Origin of the sequence: Exiguobacterium sp. AT1b, from assembly GCF_000023045.1 — a bacterium.
In the GTDB taxonomy this organism is placed as follows: Bacteria; Bacillota; Bacilli; order Exiguobacteriales; family Exiguobacteriaceae; genus Exiguobacterium.
The window spans coordinates 1,511,774-1,528,614 of sequence record NC_012673.1 but is presented as its reverse complement, the minus strand read 5'-3'; the positions used below and the strand labels follow the sequence as shown (position 1 = coordinate 1,528,614).

The following is a 16,841-nucleotide window of genomic DNA, read 5'->3' as shown; positions in this document are numbered from 1 at the left end:
TAAATTGGAAGGGGACGAATATGGAACAACTATCTGTTTTCTGGGAAAACACTGATCTCAAGCATGAGTTTGATCAGTGGATTGATGAATATATTTCGAATGAGACGTGGCATCTAGAAAAAGATACGGATTTGACGTATCTGGTTCATGGCAATGGCGTCTATGCTAAAGCGGTCACTTCAATCAGTCAGAGTGAAGGAATGTTGTCACAATATCTTGCTCATATGTTTCCTGGGCTCGTGCCAGACGTAGTCGCTGTGCATCCGGTTCATCCATGGTTCATCTTGCGAAAAGTTTCCGGTCACCCGTTACGTGATGTACCTGATCAGGAACAGTATGAGGTTGCGCTACGAGAGTATGCCAAATTACAGCAACGAATGAGTGGTGAGACGGAGCAACTTTTAAAAATGGGGGTTCCAGACCGTCGTCCGTCTATGCTCAGGGAGGAAATCGAATCGACGTTCGTTGAGATGAGTCTAAATCTGGAGCGGGTGCAGCGGGAAGAAGTGTTGGCACTAAAACCTGAACTTCTGTCGATGTGTGAAGAACTAGAAAGTGGTATACCGATGAGTCTCGACCACGGCGATTTGCATGGAGGGAATATTTTCTGGGAGCCTGAAAGCAATCAACCGGTGATTCTCGATTGGGGAGATGCGACAATCACACATCCATTCTTTAGCATGCGGAACATCTTGTTCGATTTATTGCCGGAAGAGGACGATACATTATGGATAGAGAAAATCCATGAGTTACGAAAGGTTTATTTGAAAGAATGGAGACACGTCGCGCCAACAGAAATACTCGAGCGTCATATGAAGATTGCGGAGGAATTGGGATGCGTGTATCGGGCCATCACATGGCACACCTACGTCACAGCACATCGTCGGGACAAAAAAGATTCCAGCGACAAACCGGCACAATGGCTCAAGTTGTTGCTGGAATATCGTAAGTTACAACGTGACACGCATTAACTTTCATTCTTGGCTAACAGGTCCACATAGTCCTTCTCGTTCCAAAAGAGCGGTGAGATGGATTCGGGGCCTTTTAAAATTTCTCCGTCCTGATCATATACGATGGCATACCCGCTCTCGACATCGAATACGAACAAGTCGGCAGTGACTTCGGTCACACCGTTCCCGGCAATGATCACGTCATCGATTGGCTCCCGTGCCAGTTCGACGCCCGCTTCATCGAGTTCGACGAGGAGGGCTGACGTGTAGGCATGGCGGTCATAGACCGTTTGGAATTCATCCTGCGTGAGGACGACATCGGTAGGTGGGGCACTTGTACCGAATTTCCGATTTTCAATCTCTTCGACGTATTGAAGGAAGGATTCCTCTTGCCAAAATAGCGGAGCGACCGACTCAGAACCATTGATCACCGTTCCGTCCTGACTATCGAAAATGGTAGCATACGTCCCGTCATCGAGCTTGAATGGGTAAATATCCGCATACGTATGCTCGAGGCCGTTGCCTGCGATGATGACCCGTTCGAACGTCTCCCGAAACGGTTTGATTCCTTGTTGTTCAAGGGCAGTAAGGAGCGGTTTCGTTTGTTCGTATTGGTCATAGACGTCTTTAAAGTCCTCACGCGTCCATTCGGTGATGGGTTCATCGGGTGATTCGATTGGGGTTGGATTGTCTGCCACCGTATCTGTACAACCCGTGAGTAAAAGTGCACTTAATCCGAATATCGCCCATCGTCTCATGTTTCCATCCCCTTAACTGACATTTTCCACCATTTTATCATTCATGATGAAAAAGCAGAACCTGTGCACATTCTCACTCGGGGTGAGGACGTGTCGCGTAGGTATCGAGTGTTCTCTTGAAGTGAAGTGTATCTTCTTCAGAAATCGTCACACCTGAAGAGGTGCCGTAGCGAACCGCATGATAAACGGACGGGTTCATCGGTAAATCGATGCGTTGGAACCACTCTTGCAATGTCTCATGAGCACGCAATCGCTTGACTGGTACGAGAGATTGGTTGAATGTGATCAGTGCATCGCGAATCGGGACGTTCGTGAACGCTGTGAGCGTCGAAACGGACGAGGCGTTCTTGTGTTGTAGCGATTCTACAAACGGGTCTATGCTTGAATCATCATCATCTCGTGCGTTCGTCAAATGCCGTTTTCGTTTTCGATAAACATAGAAACTGAAGCAACAGAATGCGATCAAAGCGACGAATAGTCCGAGATTTCGTCGTGTTGATTCTCCAGATCCCGTGATTCTCTCAAAAAAGTGATGTTTTCCTTTTTGAGGATCCAATTCAAACGGGTAATCTGCTTTGGATTCACCAATTAAAATTCCATCATCCTCATCCGATAGGAGATCAGTTGGAAGACTATGACTTTCCTCGACCGGTATCGTTTCCGGGTTATAGAGCCACTCGAATACACTCGTCGCAATCACCATTATCGTAAAGGTGCCGAGGAGTGTGGCGACAATCATGAGAAGAAACTTGTTCGTCCAGCGCAAGGGGGTACCTCCTTTTGAATTTTCAGACTATTTGTTGTTTATCTTACCATAAAAAGGTAAAGTTTGATTAAGACAAAAAATGGAGGTCGTCATATGGGCATGGAGCAGGTCATCAAACAGTTGAACGAAGTGTATTTAGGAAAAGAGGATGTCGTACGCCTCTGTTGTACGGCGTTACTCGCGGAAGGACATATTCTATTAGAAGATGTGCCGGGAACGGGGAAAACGTTACTTGCCAAAACAATTGCGGCCAGCTTCGACGGGGTGTTCTCCCGGATTCAATTCACGGCCGACCTATTACCGTCTGACGTGATTGGCGCAGATTATTTCAACATGCAGACGCAGACGTTCGACCATCGCCAAGGACCGATCTTTGCGAATATCGTCTTGATCGATGAAATCAACCGAGCGGTCCCACGAACGCAGTCCGCCTTGCTCGAGGCGATGGAAGAACGACAAGTCTCCATCGGGGGAGAGACGTATCCGATGCCGAAACCATTTTTCGTCATCGCGACGCAAAACCCGATCGAATCAGCGGGGACGTTCCCGTTACCGGATGCCCAACTCGATCGTTTCCTCATTTCGATTCCGGTCGGTTACCCTGATGTCGCGGAAGAGAGAGAACTCCTCTTACAAGTGATGCGCCAAACACGGAAAACCGTAGAGGCGGTCGCGACGTTAGACGAGTTACGCCGTGCTCAGGAGGAAGTGAAGCAAGTATCGATTCAAGATGACGTCCTCGATTATTTACTCGGGCTCGTCCATGCGACCCGGGAACATGCATCCGTCGAGGTCGGTGTCAGTCCACGTGGAGCCATCGCGCTCATGCGAGCGTCTCAAAGTTATGCCTATCTGAACGATCGATTGTACGTCATTCCGGAAGATGTGAAAGCCGTGGCACCTTATGTCTTGTCCCATCGTTTGACGTTGACGCTTGAAGGAGGCATCAAATCGACGAAACAGGACATTATCCGTTACATCTTAGACACCGTCTCTGTGCCGGTAGAGGGCTGAAGATGACCTTCTCGACACATAACGCCCTACAGAAACAATGGATTCCGGTTTATGGATTCGCTGGGGTGATTCTCGTATTCGTCCCGTACATGGAGATTGTCGGATATGCGCTTTGTTTACTTGCGGGCATCGTTTGGTTCTTTGAACGGACACGGAAACAGTTGGAACAAGCTCTTCGGCTTCACATACATAGCCATGAATCCCTTCTCTTTGTCGGGGATGAGACGGAGGTACAACTGATTTTAGATGGAAGTGAAGTCGTCGAACGACTCGGGCTTCCGGTTCGTGTTCGACTGAAATCCAATACAGCGCTCAGTTTTCCAGCCCACGACCGGTCCCCGAATAGTTTGGATTTGACATTACGTACAGATCAGGCTCGTCAGATGCTTCACATTCAAGCCGAATTCCGAGGTCCTGCCTACATCGAAGAATGCATACTTGCTGTGACGCTCCCGTTTCATCTCGGGACGTACTTACTCGAGTGCCCCATCGAGAAGCGGTGGACGGTATTACCGTCCCTTACGTTACACCCACCGGTCGGCACGAAACGTTTAGCGCTTGGTGACCGGCCTTTGACCGCATCACCACTTCGGAATCCACTGCAGGTTCTGGGGTCAAAGCCTTATGAAGGGGAACCGGTAAAAGAGATTGACTGGGTCGCGACGGCAAAACTTGGACGAGTCCAGTCGAAAGTCTTTCAAAAGACATCGCTCGATACGTTCACGTTCGCAGTAGATTTGAGTGGGCCGTCCGGCTACACGCTCCATCACGACTTCGAGTCGATCATCAGCCAAGTCGCATATGTGATGACCCGACTCTTAAAAGAAGAGTGTAAAGTCGAGCTGTTCATCAACCGCTTCAACGGGGAAGGGAGGATGGAACATATCTCTCTTCAAGAGGGAGAGCGAGGTTCACGCCTCATCCTCTTGATGCTGGCCAATCTCCATCCCGGGAACCGTTTCATCTCGACAGACGCGTTCGTCCGTATGGTCGAGCGGAAACGCTTGAAGCAAAGTCATCTCGTCTGGTTCAATCAGCATAACCTGTACGACTAACAAGGAACTTTCCTTCTTCTGGCGAACTGTATCATACAGAGATGACCGAAAGGGAGAGATCCATATGGCAAAACGGAAGTATGCGAATCGACGAGACTGGGAGCGAATTTTAAAGAACCGTTATGCGCAAGAACGCGTTCAGACGGAACAATTTTCCGGGGTGGTTGCTTTATTCCAAATCGATGAGGTTCGGGCACCATTATATAAAAAGCATAAAGGGGAAGAATTCATCGTGGCGGATGCCGGGTTTGCTTGGCTCCAATATTTCCCGGACAATGAACCGTTCGGTGTGACAGTGATGATCAATCCGGAAGGGGAAATCGTGCAGTGGTATATCGACCTCGTCGACCGAATCGGCGAAGAAAATGGCATTCCGTACATGGACGACTTGTTGCTCGATATTCTCGTGTTTCCAAATGGGGATATCGTCAAAAAGGATGAGGATGAGTTCGAGGAGGCGGCCGAAAGCGGTGAGCTGACGCCTGAACAAGTCGAACGTGGATGGCGTGAATTCGAAGCGACGCTCGAACGGATCGAACGTGGAGACTTCATCTACTTTGATTTGGCAAAAGGACATTATGAACAGTTAAAACAAAAGCTATGAGCGAATTCACTCTCTCTGCTACAGTAAGAGCGTAGGAGGGGGAGTTTTTATGAAAAAAATTGAAATCGAGACGTGGGCACGACGTAAGCACTTCGAGTTTTTCAAAGCGTTTGATGCGCCACATTTCAACGTGACGGCAAACGTAGATGTGACAAATCTCTATACATATGCCAAGGCGAGCGATCAATCGTTCTTCAAACTCTTTTTATACGGTGCGGTGAGAGCGGCGAACGCGATTCCGGAATTGTGCTATCGGATTCGTGGTGAAGAGGTCGTCGAACACGAGGTGGTCCACCCCTCGTTCACGGTCATGTTAGACGAGGATGTCTTCAACTTTTGTGCGGCCACGTTCAATGAGGATTTACCGACATTCTTACAGGAAGTGACGACGCGGATGGAGCAAGCTGGCGATGAAGTCGTGGTCGGGGATGACGAGCCCGACGACTTACTGTATATCACGAGTGTCCCGTGGGTCACGTTCACGAGTATCATGCACCCGACGCATCAGCAACAACATGACAGCGTGCCGCGCATCGCTTGGGGCAAGTTCGAACGCCAAGGCGAGCGTCTGGTCATGCCATTATCCGTTCAAGCCCACCACGCACTCGTTGATGGGGTACATATCGGCAAGTATTACGAAACGCTACAAGCATGGTTAGACGAAGATTTCGCACAGGAGGGAACCGACGTGATAGAAGAAAGTGAGTTTGACCGAGCCGTCCGTCTCCGTGAAGAGGGACAACTCGAGCAGGCGAAGCAACTGTTCTTGTCGCTCTTGTGGAAAGATGAAAAGAATCCGAGGCTACATGCGTACTGTGCGTGGTGCTATGACTCGCTCGGTGAAGAACGTCAAGCGGTCCCGCATTATGAACGGGCCATCCGACTCGGGTTGACGGGGGAAGAGTTGGCGGAATCATATCTCGGACTCGGCAGTACGTATCGGGCACTCGGACGATACACGGAAGCGGAACAATTATTTGAAGAGGCAATCGAGCAATTCCCGAATCACGGGGCGCTCAAGGTATTTCAAGCGATGACCCATTACAACGTCGGTCGTCATGAAGAAGCGACGGGAACGTTACTTGAACTGCTTGCAAGTCCGAAAGCGGACGAGAGCATCGCGCGGTACCGCCGTGCCATCGCATTTTATGCAAGAAACTTAAATGAGACATATGACTAAAGGAGAATGACATGATTTCATTACGCCCGATCGATGCACAAAATTGGTATACATGCTGTCAATTGGCATTAAGTGAACAAGAACAGTCGTATATGGAGCCGAATGCGATTTCGTTACTGCAAGCGATGTACGAACCGACGCTACGCCCGCGCGCAATTTATGAGGACGAGACGATGGTCGGCTTCCTCATGTACAATACAGAGCTTGAGGAGTTGGATGCATGGTGGATTTACCGAATCATGATCGACCATGCTCATCAAGGCAAAGGGATTGGTCGACAGGCGACCGAGCTGATGCTTGAAGAAATCGGCGCAGAAAAAAAGATTGTCGTCGGCTATCACCCTGAGAACGAGGCAGCGCATCACTTATATGAAAGCCTAGGATTCGTTGATGAAGGCCATCGATTCGGTCGTGAAATGGCTGTGATTCGGCGAGGGGAATGAGACGGGAACACCCCGTCTCATTTTTTTGAATCAAATCGATTGACGGGAAAATTGTCACATGATATATTTATCTCGAATTAAAGATATTTGAATTTAAGTTAATGGCTCTCTTGGACAAAGGAGGGAGACAGATGGAACCATCTGATGCACTAAAAACAATTACTGTGCTGTTACGTGCCTCTCAGTCGTTACAAGACCTGGTGAAGCAGGAAGTGGCGTCTTACGGATTGAACGCGACCGAGTTCGCCGTACTCGAGTTTTTATATCATAAAGGGGATCAACCGATTCAAGTCATCGGGAAGAAAATTCTCCTCTCGAGCGGAAGCATGACATACGTCGTGGACCGGTTAGAAGAAAAAGGATATCTCATTCGTAAGGCTTGTCCGAGCGATCGTCGCATCACATACGCTGCGCTGACAGATGCCGGAGAGCGCTTGATGCAAGATATTTTCCCTAAGCATACGGAGCATATGAACGCTGTGTTTGAAGGGATGCAATTAAACGAAACGATTGAACAGTTGAAACAAATAGGAAAGCGGGCAGAAGCCGCAAAAAATTTTAATCATGTATCTTGAAATCAAGATATAAAAGGAGAGAGAATGATGAATCATGTTAAAGGAATTCACCACGTCACAGCAATCACGAGTAGTGCCGAAAAAAACTACGATTTCTTCACTCACGTGTTAGGCATGCGTTTGGTGAAAAAAACGGTCAACCAGGACGACATTCAAACGTATCACTTATTCTTTGCGGACGATAAAGGAAACGCGGGGACAGACATGACCTTCTTCGACTTTCCAGGTATCCCGAAAGGCAAGCACGGAACAAATGAAATCGCGAAGACGTCGTTCCGCGTGCCGACAGATGAAGCGTTGACGTATTGGGTCCGTCGCTTCGACCGTCTCGGTGTCGAGCACGAAGGGATTCAAGAACAGTTCGGGAAGAAGACGCTCTCGTTCATCGACTTTGATGAGCAGGCGTATCAACTCATCTCGGATGAGTTCAACGAAGGCATCGCGTCGGGCGAGCCGTGGAAGAACGGTCCAATCCCGCTTGAATACGCGATCACGGGACTCGGTCCCATCTTTATTCGCATCGCCGATATCACATATTTCAAACAAGTGATGGAGCAAGTGATGCTATTTAAAGAGATCGGGCGAGAAGGTGATGTGTATCTCTTTGAAGGAGGTGAAGGTGGAAACGGAGCGCAAGTGATCGTCATTCACGACGAGACATCTCCACAAGCGCGTCAAGGGTTCGGTACCGTGCACCATGTCGCATTCCGTGTCGAAGACCGTAGCGTCCTCGATGAATGGACAGCACGTCTCCAACAGTTCGGTTTGCCGACTTCTGGCTACGTCGATCGCTTCTTCTTTGAATCATCCTATGCACGTGTCGCGCCGCAAATCTTGTTCGAATGGGCGACAGATGGACCTGGATTCATGGGAGACGAGCCGTACGAGACGGTCGGTGAGAAGTTGTCACTCCCGCCGTTCCTCGAAGCGAAACGTTCGCAAATCGAGGCGATGGTACGACCGATCGATACGGTCAGAAGCACGAAAACATTTGAGAAAGAATATGAGGGCATGAAATGAGTTTCTTGAATCGCTTGTTTGGAAAATCAGATGCATCACAACATAACCAAGGAGGAACTACTATGTTAAACATCGGAATCGTACTCGGATCAACTCGTGAAGGTCGCGTCAGCCCACAAGTCGGGGAATGGGTGAAAGAACTCGCCGACAAACGTGGCGATGCCAACTATGAAGTCATCGACATCGCAGACTACAACTTGCCGCTTCTCGGTGAAGCGGGTCAAGACGCATCAGGCGTAGCAGCTTGGTCGGAGAAAATTGCGCAAATGGACGGATTCATCTTCATCGTCCAAGAATACAATCATTCCATCTCAGCATCTCTTAAAAACGCACTCGACTACTTACGCGTCGAATGGAACAACAAAGCAGCTGGAATCGTGTCATACGGTTCTGTCGGTGGAGCACGGGCAACAGAACATTTACGTGGCATCTTGAGCGAATTGTCAATCGCTCACGTACGTGTCCATCCTGCACTCTCACTCTTCACGGACTTCGAGAACGGCACGCATTTCGCTCCGAAAGACGTGCAAGCACAATCGGTCAACGATATGCTCGATCAACTCCTTCCATGGACGGAAGCGATGCAATCGGTCCGTACGAAAGCCGGAGAAGTTGCAAACAACTAACAAATCGCGAAGCCAGCCTAAATTTAGGCTGGTTTTTGTGCGTTTTCAGAACAGGTCGTGTAAAGTTGGAAGGGATTAGGGGGAGTGCAGATGTGGAATCGTAAAATTGTCACAGCATCCATCGCTTCGCCCGTCTATGCGATTCTGTTAGCGTGTGGGGTCACTATGATGGGTGTACGAGAAAATGGAGGGATGAGTGGCGTACTGAATGGCTTCCTTCTGATGACGGTTGCCTATGTAACGGTCAGTTTTCCGATCATGTTGACCTATGGTGTCGTGACCTCATGGTGCAGTGATTGGTTGGCGAATCGGTTCAGTTCGAAACGATTCAGGAGGTTCACTTCGTTTGCTTTACATATACTATTCGGGCTCGTCTTGTCATGGCTCAGTCTGCTCGCAGCGGTCTTGTTTTACTTGGTAGATCGTCTACTACAGCATCGGGGAGACATAACAAAACCACAAACAGTGAAAAGTCTGCTCATCCCAATCGGATATTTACTTATTGTAACGGGAAGTGTGTATATCATCGATGTCATCCAAGAATTTTTCGTTCGATTCAACTTCTTTTAGGGAAACGAACAAGGACACATTGACATAAGGAGGAGTAAAAATGAGATGGATGATTTATGGGGCGAATGGCTATACGGGTGAGCTGGTTGCCCGACAAGCCGTTCGTGACGGAATGCGTCCGGTTCTTGCCGGACGAAACGCAAGAGCGATTCATCGCCTAGGAGATGAACTGGGTTGCGAGACATCGATTTTTGCATTGAGTCGTGAAGCCGCAATCGAGGCGCTTCACGATGTGGATTTAGTCCTTCATTGTGCAGGTCCTTTCACGGATACGAGCCAAATGATGATCGAGGCATGTCTAGAGACAGGTACGCATTACTTAGATATTACCGGGGAAATCGACGTGTTCGAATATGTCCATTCTAAACAGCGAGCGACTCAAGCCAAAGAACGTGGTGTGATTTTATGCTCGGGTGTCGGATTTGATGTCATTCCGACTGACTGTGTCGCGCGGAAATTAAAAGAGTTGATACCGGATGCGACAACACTCGCTCTTGGCTTTTCGGCGGCAGCCGGCATCTCACCAGGAACCATGAAGACGGCCGTTCGTGGACTAGGGTCGAGTAGTGTGGAACGTGTGAACGGCAAATTATCACCATTTCCAATTGGGGCAAAGCGGAGAACGATTGATTTTGGTCGCGGAAGCCGTACCGCGATTGCGATTCCGTGGGGAGATGTTTCGACCGCCTACTACACGACGGACATTCCGAATATTACGACATGGGTACCAGTGCCGACAGCGGCCGCCTATGCTGCTCGCGCTTTGTCATGGTTCAGCCCGATTCTCGGAAAAGAGGCCGTGCAGGAACGATTGCTCCGTTATGTCGACGAAAACGTATCGGGACCAGACGAGGCTGTACGTGAAAAATCATCGACGTACGTATGGGGCGAAGCAACGAATGAGGAAGGACGAAAAGTAGTCGTCCGTATTCAAACGGCAAGTACGTATGCCTTCACCGTGTACGGGGCGCTCGCCGTCGTCAAGCGGTTGCTCGGTTCGGGTGGGATGCTTGCCGGAAGCTTCACACCAGCCATGCTATTCGGATCTCACTTTATCGAAGAGATTCAAGGTTCCTCTTCGTTCGTGATTGATGAGATTCGTCCATGAATCGAGAAGTATGGGATTTACTCGACGAAAATCGGCAACCGCTCGGTCGAACGCACTTTCGTGGGGATGAACTAGAGCCACATACGTTTCATACGGTCATCGAAGTGTTCACGTTCGATCCGGATGGGAGATTATTGCTGTCGAAGCGTCATCCGGATAAGACGTATCCGCTTCTGTGGGAAGGGACGGGCGGCTCGATTTTGGCTGGGGAAACGAGTCGACAAGGCGCGGTCCGTGAGCTAAAAGAAGAGTTGGGACTATATGTATTGCCTGAGCAACTCCGGTTCGTGACAACGATTAAGCGGGGCACATATTTCTTGGATATGTATTGTCTCGTGTGCGAGAAACCAATCGACTTCGAACGACTGTCACTGCAAGCAGATGAAGTCGTCGATGTGACGTTACAAGAGTGGGAGACGGTCCTTGAGTGTGTAGAACTTGTTCCTTCTGTCCGGGAACGGCTGATTCAATACGGTCATCTCATCCGACCGTGAACATGTGCTACACTCAACATAGAATATACAAGGGAGGGAACAGCGTGAAACGTTTAGAATTGGCAAGGCGTATCGAACGCATCAAAGCAGAGGGGACGTCTGCTTACATTCGATATCGTAAACAAACCCCTCCCTATGAAGGTGCGGAACTACACGTAGAAGGAAAAGGGCACGTGTTCAAAATGGGAAATATGAGTTTTGCGGTCGGATTCGGGTTGAATCGGCCGACAAGCTTTTACGACCTGCATCAAATGGAAAAATGGGTGCGTGGGAAGAACGTATCACGTTTACATATTGAAGTTTGCCCATTAGCGGAAGATTCCTTGCTCCGCTTATTGCAAGAACGTAACTACACGCTCGATCATTTTTTGGACGTATGGACGTTGGATTTGACACAGCATGCCTCCACATCTGTACCGACCCAGGTCGAAAAAGTGAAGGATGAGACACTCCATGAGTGGGCATACGCCGTTGCGGCTGGATTCGCCGAGTCGGGCACAATCCTTCAAGAGACGGTCGATACAGCCAAAGGCTTTTACGCACTACCGAGTAATCATGCTTATCTAGTGCGAGAAGAGGATGCTGTCGTAGCGGGTGGGATTTTAGCCACGCAAGACGGGATTGGAGAGTTGTTTCTGACGAGCACCGTTCCGACGTATCGGCAAAAAGGGTACCAGACACAACTTATTTTGGAACGAATTGCCGAAGCGAAAGCACTTGGATGCAATCTGTTGACGGTTACGACGAAAGTCGATTCGGCGTCTGGTCGCAATATGGAACGGCTTGGATTTCAGCCGTTCTATCAAAAAGCGGTCATGAAAAGTCCAATCCTTAAATAAGCAGGTCGCCTCGGGTGAGGTGACCTGCTTTTCGATTACAAGAGCGATTCAGCCCCATCGACGTATACTTCAGAGCCGGTGACGTGGCTCGACATGTTGCTCGCGAAAAATAAGACGACATCGGCGACTTGTTTTGCGGAGCCCGATTTTCCGGCAAGCGGTTGATTCCCAAGTGGATATTCGATTGGAATGACAATTTCTTCGAGCAACGCATCGTCTCGATTGGTCGAATCGTCAATATTCGTATCGATGGCCCCAGGACAAATGGAATTGACACGAATCCCGAATTGAGCGAGTTCCGCAGCAGCCATTTTCGCAAAGCCGGTTTGACCAGCTTTTGTCGTCGCGTAGCCACTGAATCCGAAATTTTTAAAATAGCGGTTCCCGTTGATCGATGAAGTGATAATGATACTCCCGCCATTCTCTTTCAAATGAGGAATAGCATGTTTGACGGTCAAAAAGGTTCCAGTGAGGTTCGTCTCCACCACGCCATTCCAATCATCTAATGATAAATGTTCAATCGGTGTGATGGTCCCGTTTCGACCGGCGTTCGCGAAGACGATATCGAGTTGACCAAATCGTTCCATTGTCCGTTCATAGGCCTCTTTCATTGCGGATTCATCCGACACATCTGCACTGATCCCGATGGCGCGTTCTTCCCCGACAAGGCTTGCGAGACGCATCGCATCTTCTTCATTCAAATCGACAATGGCGACTTTTGCTCCGGCTTGAATGAAGCGGATGACCGCGGCACGTCCGATTCCGGAGGCTGCCCCGGTCACAAACGCTACTTTTCCAGATAGTAATTTATTTGAAATCAATCCGATCACTCCTTTTTATGATTCTGTTCTCATATTCCACAGTTCTGGAAAAGTTACGCTTCATTTCAAAAAATCATGGAGCGGTGACTTCGATCGTGCGTGCGATGTTCAAGTTCGAATCCGTCGGAATGACCTCGATTGTCACCAGTTGGCCGCTCTGTAGTCCTTGTACGCTGTTGACGATGCCAGTGACTTCGGTTTGATCATTGATTAAGATGACACGCAATGTGACTTCTTCAGAGGATTCGGTAGATTCAATCAATATTTGGGGAATATCGACTCGTTCAATCTGTCCTTCGACCATGTTGTCATTCCACGTGCTCATCCAATAAACGGCGACTAAAAAAAGACCGAGAAAGATTAAGGCAAAGGTTAATCGTGAACTCATGTCTACCTCACTCCCTTGTCGTCCCGTTTCGCATCTTATCTAATTTACCTTTACCCGGAAATTCTCTCATTACTTGAAAAAATAGTAGGAATCACAAGAAAAATGGGGAATAGAAAGAAAAACGAAAAGGTGAGGTGTGGGCATGTGGATGATGGTTGGTGCGCTAGGATTGGTTGCTTGTGTTTGGACTGCGTTTGGTTGGTTCACCATTGGTAATGCAAAGCGACGAGTATGGGGAGGTCTTTTTTCACTCAGTATGACTTGTCTGTTTGCACCGCTCTTCCTCGTGAAACTTGGAGAACAGTATGGATTTGTGGGGATTCAAGTAGGGTTGACCGCTTTATTCGGCGTACTCGCAGGTGCATTTTTCTTTGTGGCACTCGGATGGACAGGACGCCCGGCGAAAGTTCGAAAAGTGAGAACGTTATCGGAAGACCCTGATTTATTTTGAAGCATGACTTACCACTCCTACGGTATAATGCGGTCATAATGATGTTACGAGGGAGTGGGGATCATGATTAAACCACCAAAGTTGCAAGTGAGGGATACGATAGGGATCATTACGCCTTCTTTTCCGGCACCTGTTCAGTTTGAGGGGCGTTACCAACGTGGGGTTGAACAGCTCAAGCGGATGGGATTCAAGGTGAAAGAGGGCACGTGTACATATAAAACAGAAGGATATCGGTCCTCGTCCATTCGGGATCGTGCTGACGAATTGAACGCATTTTTACATGATCCTGAAGTGAAAGCGATCATCAGTACAATTGGTGGAACAAATTCGAACTCGGTGTTACCATATATCGATTATGAACAACTCCGACGTCATCCTAAAATCATCATGGGATATAGTGATGTCACGGCAATCTTGATGGCCTGTTATGCCAAAACGGACGTCGTCACATTTTACGGTCCGGCAATCGTCCCCTCATTCGGTGAATACGGAGGGATGTTCGAGACGGGGGAGCAATATGTCAAAGACATTCTCTGTTTAGAACGAACGGCTCCGTTTCAGTTACATATCCCTGATGAATGGACGGAAGAGATGCTCGATTGGTCGACGCAACAACGTGTCAAGACGTTCCAACCGAATGAAGGATGGATTTCTCTGAAGGATGGAAAGGCACAAGGAACGTTGATTGGCGGGAATCTGAACACGATGTCTGGGTTCTTCAAGTCGGATTATTATCCCGATTTGAAAGGCGCGATTCTATTCCTAGAAGACTCGTTTAAGACGATGGCTGAAGAAGAACGTTCGCTTAGTATGCTGAAGCTGGCGGGTGTGTTTGATGAGATTTCGGGTCTGATTATCGGGAAGCATGAGCATTTTCAAGATCAATCAGCTCCCTTCTCATTCAACGACTTGTTGCTTGAAATCATCGGAGAAAAAGATTTTCCGATTTTGACGAATGTCGATATCGGTCACACCTTTCCATCACACGTTTTCCCGATTGGGATTCAAGTTGAGTTAGATACGACGAATGGGATTATCCGATTTTTAGAAGATGGGGTGTCGGAATGAAGGAGCACCTCACTATTTTTGACGATAATCACCAGAAAATAGGGGAGAAGGAGCGAAATCAAGTTCATCTTGACGGGGATTGGCATGAGACGTTCCACTGCTGGTTCTGGAAAGAAGACCTCATTTATCTTCAGCGAAGAAGCATGGAGAAACAGGATTTCCCCGGGAAATATGATATTACGGCAGCGGGACACCTCGCAACAGATGAGACAATAGCGAATGGCGTTCGTGAAATTGAAGAAGAGCTCGGACTGTCATTGACGTTCGAACAACTCACCTTTATGGGAATCTTTGAAGACGTGATTGAACTGGACGAGTTTCTTGATCGCGAGTTTGCACATACGTACGGCTACGTCTATCAAGATGAAACACTTCGGTTTGACGACCAGGAAGTGATGGATGTCGTAGCTGTAAACAGGAACGAGCTTTTGGCGCTTACAGAAGGAAGATTGCGGACGATTGAAGGGAACTCCCTAATGACGAATCATCTTGTTCAAATCACGCAAGGCGATTTAGTTCCGCATCGTCAGACTTACTGGCAAAACGTATTTGAGAGTTTGACACGAATGGATGCCTAAATCGTTAAGGAAAGAATACGCTGTTCGCCGATCGGTCCACCGATTCGACGTCCGGTATCGCTCCACCCAACGCTCATATAAAGGCAGAAGGCGGCTTCGTTTTTCAGATTGACCGACAGGACGATTTCACGAATGTGAGGGAAATGTTGCTTTACGAACTGCGGAAGTGCTTGGAGTGCCGCTTTAGCGTAGCCTTTCCCTTGGTCCTCATAGTTAATAGCAAAGGCGGAGAAGAGCAAAGCATTCGATTCGGTCGTATAGGAAATGACGCGTTCGTTGTCATGCAGTAAGAACATCCCGACTGGTTTCGATGTGACAATGACAATCGGATGAACGCCATCAGGTAATGGATCATCCATGTCTTTGGGCAGGGTCGTATACTTTTCTTGGTCCGTCGGTAGTGCGAACGTATCGAGAATCGATTGATGCGTATCATTTCGATATTCGAGCGTGATTTTCATAAGAAGTCTCCTTCGAGCGTTATTGATTTTTATTCAGAAAAGGGGAATTATATGTCGACACAGTTTACATACCTTCAAAATCCACCAATACAAGATTTATACCGTGCGTTTATGAGCGGTTTTTCTGATTACATCATTCCGTTTCAATTCGATGAGCAGACGTTCGAAGATGTTTTTCTTGTTCGTAATCAAAATCAGCCGTCCCGTTCCATTGTAGCCTATGATGGTGAAGAACCTGTTGGTGTCGTGTTAAGCGGGATTGCACATCTTGATTCAGGATGGCAGACACGTTGTGGTGGACTTGCTGTCGCCCCACATGTCCGAAAAGCAGGAGTCGCGACCGAATTGATGAGACGATTTGAAGAGGCGGCAGTAGGCACTCGTTTACTCGAAGTCATTCAAGGCAATGATGCGGCAGTGTCTCTCTATGAACGACTAGGTTATGAAACGACTCGAGAAATCCTCTACTTCCAAGCGGTCTCATTAGAAACGAACGCAGACATGACGTCTGAACCGATTCAAACGTTATTTGATGAGTTGTATCCGACAGCGAGTCACGTTCCGATTTGGCAACGCGATGTGCGCGTGACCCAACAAGCTGCTGAGTTAGTCAAAGTCGTAGAAGGGGATCAAACAGGATTTTTGTTATACCGCGATCACGTCTTGCTCGATGTTTTTGGACAAGCAGAAGAAGCGGAATGGTTATTGCGGGCGGCCGCGAGCCGATCGCCACTTCATATCACGTTGACATCAGACCGTCCTGAATGGGTCGAAGCGGCACGACGATTGGGATTTGTCCAAGATGAGATTGCCCAATTTGAAATGGTGAAGGACGCTTGATGAAGCGGTTGTTGGTCATCTGTATCATTGCGCTGATTAGTGGAAATACCGTGACCCTGATTGCCCTGACGACGAATCTCCCACAAGGTGTGTCGCAAGGTCTACTGTTAGGTGGCGTGAGTATAACCCTTCTTTCTATCGGTGGCATCCTATGGGCTGGATATTATACAAAAAAACGCTAGTGAAATCCTTGTGAAGTGACACTTGAAAATATCACATCATGCTGTCATGT

Annotated in this window: 23 protein-coding genes; 18 read left to right on the top strand and 5 right to left on the bottom strand. The window is 48.3% G+C overall.

Annotation, left to right across the window (positions count from 1 at the left end; all coding sequences use genetic code 11):
* Window positions 1-20: 20 nt before the first annotated feature.
* Complete coding sequence (locus tag EAT1B_RS07825) at window positions 21-971, top strand: aminoglycoside phosphotransferase family protein (RefSeq protein WP_012727619.1); 951 nt, start codon at window positions 21-23, stop codon at window positions 969-971.
* On the opposite strand, the gene EAT1B_RS07820 is transcribed toward EAT1B_RS07825, so the two are convergent.
* Window positions 968-1,708 carry a hypothetical protein gene (locus EAT1B_RS07820; RefSeq protein WP_012727618.1) on the bottom strand — a complete coding sequence of 247 codons (741 nt, stop codon included), beginning with the start codon at window positions 1,706-1,708 and terminating at the stop codon, window positions 968-970. The two genes, EAT1B_RS07825 and EAT1B_RS07820, sit on opposite strands and share 4 nt — an antisense overlap.
* Window positions 1,709-1,781: 73 nt before the next feature.
* Window positions 1,782-2,474 carry a hypothetical protein gene (locus tag EAT1B_RS07815; RefSeq protein WP_012727617.1) on the bottom strand — a complete coding sequence of 231 codons (693 nt, stop codon included), beginning with the start codon at window positions 2,472-2,474 and terminating at the stop codon, window positions 1,782-1,784.
* 93 nt (window positions 2,475-2,567) lie between these two features.
* Between EAT1B_RS07815 and EAT1B_RS07810 the strand changes: the two genes are divergently transcribed.
* The 12 genes from EAT1B_RS07810 (at window position 2,568) to EAT1B_RS07755 (ending at window position 12,002) form a co-directional block, all read left to right on the top strand.
* Window positions 2,568-3,488 (top strand): MoxR family ATPase, encoded by a 921-nt coding sequence (locus tag EAT1B_RS07810; protein ID WP_012727616.1) that lies wholly within the window; start codon window positions 2,568-2,570, stop codon window positions 3,486-3,488.
* A 2-nt stretch (window positions 3,489-3,490) separates the two neighbouring features.
* Window positions 3,491-4,543: a DUF58 domain-containing protein gene (locus EAT1B_RS07805; RefSeq protein ID WP_012727615.1), complete on the top strand. Its 1,053-nt coding sequence runs from the start codon at window positions 3,491-3,493 to the stop codon at window positions 4,541-4,543.
* Window positions 4,544-4,607: 64 nt separating this feature from the next.
* Window positions 4,608-5,147, top strand: a complete 540-nt coding sequence (locus EAT1B_RS07800; RefSeq protein WP_012727614.1) for a DUF402 domain-containing protein — start codon at window positions 4,608-4,610, stop codon at window positions 5,145-5,147.
* 49 nt (window positions 5,148-5,196) lie between these two features.
* The gene (locus tag EAT1B_RS07795; protein WP_012727613.1) at window positions 5,197-6,327 is read left to right on the top strand and encodes a tetratricopeptide repeat protein; all 1,131 of its coding nucleotides are present in this window, start codon (window positions 5,197-5,199) and stop codon (window positions 6,325-6,327) included.
* Between the two features lie 11 nt (window positions 6,328-6,338).
* A complete protein-coding gene (locus EAT1B_RS07790) occupies window positions 6,339-6,770 on the top strand; it encodes an N-acetyltransferase (protein ID WP_012727612.1) in 432 nt (143 codons plus the stop codon).
* A gap of 131 nt (window positions 6,771-6,901) precedes the next feature.
* Entirely contained in the window at window positions 6,902-7,345 is a 444-nt protein-coding gene (locus EAT1B_RS07785; protein WP_012727611.1) for a MarR family winged helix-turn-helix transcriptional regulator, read from the top strand.
* A gap of 27 nt (window positions 7,346-7,372) precedes the next feature.
* Window positions 7,373-8,365 carry a ring-cleaving dioxygenase gene (locus tag EAT1B_RS07780; protein WP_041917956.1) on the top strand — a complete coding sequence of 331 codons (993 nt, stop codon included), beginning with the start codon at window positions 7,373-7,375 and terminating at the stop codon, window positions 8,363-8,365.
* Window positions 8,362-8,991 carry an NAD(P)H-dependent oxidoreductase gene (locus EAT1B_RS07775; protein WP_041917955.1) on the top strand — a complete coding sequence of 210 codons (630 nt, stop codon included), beginning with the start codon at window positions 8,362-8,364 and terminating at the stop codon, window positions 8,989-8,991. The genes EAT1B_RS07780 and EAT1B_RS07775 overlap by 4 nt, the downstream gene beginning before the upstream one ends.
* Window positions 8,992-9,081: 90 nt before the next feature.
* Window positions 9,082-9,561, top strand: a complete 480-nt coding sequence (locus EAT1B_RS07770) for a hypothetical protein (RefSeq protein WP_012727608.1) — start codon at window positions 9,082-9,084, stop codon at window positions 9,559-9,561.
* Between the two features lie 40 nt (window positions 9,562-9,601).
* Window positions 9,602-10,669, top strand: a complete 1,068-nt coding sequence (locus EAT1B_RS07765) for a trans-acting enoyl reductase family protein (RefSeq protein ID WP_012727607.1) — start codon at window positions 9,602-9,604, stop codon at window positions 10,667-10,669.
* Window positions 10,666-11,163 (top strand): NUDIX domain-containing protein, encoded by a 498-nt coding sequence (locus EAT1B_RS07760; protein ID WP_012727606.1) that lies wholly within the window; start codon window positions 10,666-10,668, stop codon window positions 11,161-11,163. The genes EAT1B_RS07765 and EAT1B_RS07760 overlap by 4 nt, the downstream gene beginning before the upstream one ends.
* Window positions 11,164-11,207: 44 nt before the next feature.
* Window positions 11,208-12,002 (top strand): GNAT family N-acetyltransferase, encoded by a 795-nt coding sequence (locus tag EAT1B_RS07755; protein WP_012727605.1) that lies wholly within the window; start codon window positions 11,208-11,210, stop codon window positions 12,000-12,002.
* A 35-nt stretch (window positions 12,003-12,037) separates the two neighbouring features.
* Here EAT1B_RS07755 and EAT1B_RS07750 read toward each other — a convergent pair whose 3' ends face one another.
* Together EAT1B_RS07750 and EAT1B_RS07745 are read right to left on the bottom strand one after the other, a co-directional pair.
* A complete protein-coding gene (locus EAT1B_RS07750) occupies window positions 12,038-12,823 on the bottom strand; it encodes an SDR family NAD(P)-dependent oxidoreductase (RefSeq protein ID WP_012727604.1) in 786 nt (261 codons plus the stop codon).
* A gap of 73 nt (window positions 12,824-12,896) precedes the next feature.
* Complete coding sequence (locus tag EAT1B_RS07745) at window positions 12,897-13,211, bottom strand: hypothetical protein (protein WP_012727603.1); 315 nt, start codon at window positions 13,209-13,211, stop codon at window positions 12,897-12,899.
* A 142-nt stretch (window positions 13,212-13,353) separates the two neighbouring features.
* On the opposite strand from EAT1B_RS07745, the gene EAT1B_RS07740 reads away from it, so the two are divergent.
* The 3 genes from EAT1B_RS07740 (at window position 13,354) to EAT1B_RS07730 (ending at window position 15,308) form a co-directional block, all read left to right on the top strand.
* Window positions 13,354-13,662: a hypothetical protein gene (locus EAT1B_RS07740; RefSeq protein ID WP_012727602.1), complete on the top strand. Its 309-nt coding sequence runs from the start codon at window positions 13,354-13,356 to the stop codon at window positions 13,660-13,662.
* Window positions 13,663-13,725: 63 nt separating this feature from the next.
* Window positions 13,726-14,730 (top strand): S66 peptidase family protein, encoded by a 1,005-nt coding sequence (locus EAT1B_RS07735; protein WP_012727601.1) that lies wholly within the window; start codon window positions 13,726-13,728, stop codon window positions 14,728-14,730.
* Window positions 14,727-15,308 carry an NUDIX domain-containing protein gene (locus EAT1B_RS07730; protein WP_012727600.1) on the top strand — a complete coding sequence of 194 codons (582 nt, stop codon included), beginning with the start codon at window positions 14,727-14,729 and terminating at the stop codon, window positions 15,306-15,308. The genes EAT1B_RS07735 and EAT1B_RS07730 overlap by 4 nt, the downstream gene beginning before the upstream one ends.
* On the opposite strand, the gene EAT1B_RS07725 is transcribed toward EAT1B_RS07730, so the two are convergent.
* Window positions 15,305-15,769 (bottom strand): GNAT family N-acetyltransferase, encoded by a 465-nt coding sequence (locus EAT1B_RS07725; RefSeq protein WP_012727599.1) that lies wholly within the window; start codon window positions 15,767-15,769, stop codon window positions 15,305-15,307. The genes EAT1B_RS07730 and EAT1B_RS07725 overlap by 4 nt on opposite strands.
* Before the next feature lie 51 nt (window positions 15,770-15,820).
* Here EAT1B_RS07725 and EAT1B_RS07720 point away from each other — a divergent pair, with 51 nt between their 5' ends.
* Together EAT1B_RS07720 and EAT1B_RS07715 are read left to right on the top strand one after the other, a co-directional pair.
* Entirely contained in the window at window positions 15,821-16,609 is a 789-nt protein-coding gene (locus EAT1B_RS07720) for a GNAT family N-acetyltransferase (protein ID WP_012727598.1), read from the top strand.
* Window positions 16,609-16,791 carry a hypothetical protein gene (locus tag EAT1B_RS07715; protein ID WP_012727597.1) on the top strand — a complete coding sequence of 61 codons (183 nt, stop codon included), beginning with the start codon at window positions 16,609-16,611 and terminating at the stop codon, window positions 16,789-16,791. Before EAT1B_RS07720 ends, EAT1B_RS07715 begins: the two co-directional genes overlap by 1 nt.
* Window positions 16,792-16,841 lie beyond the last annotated feature (50 nt).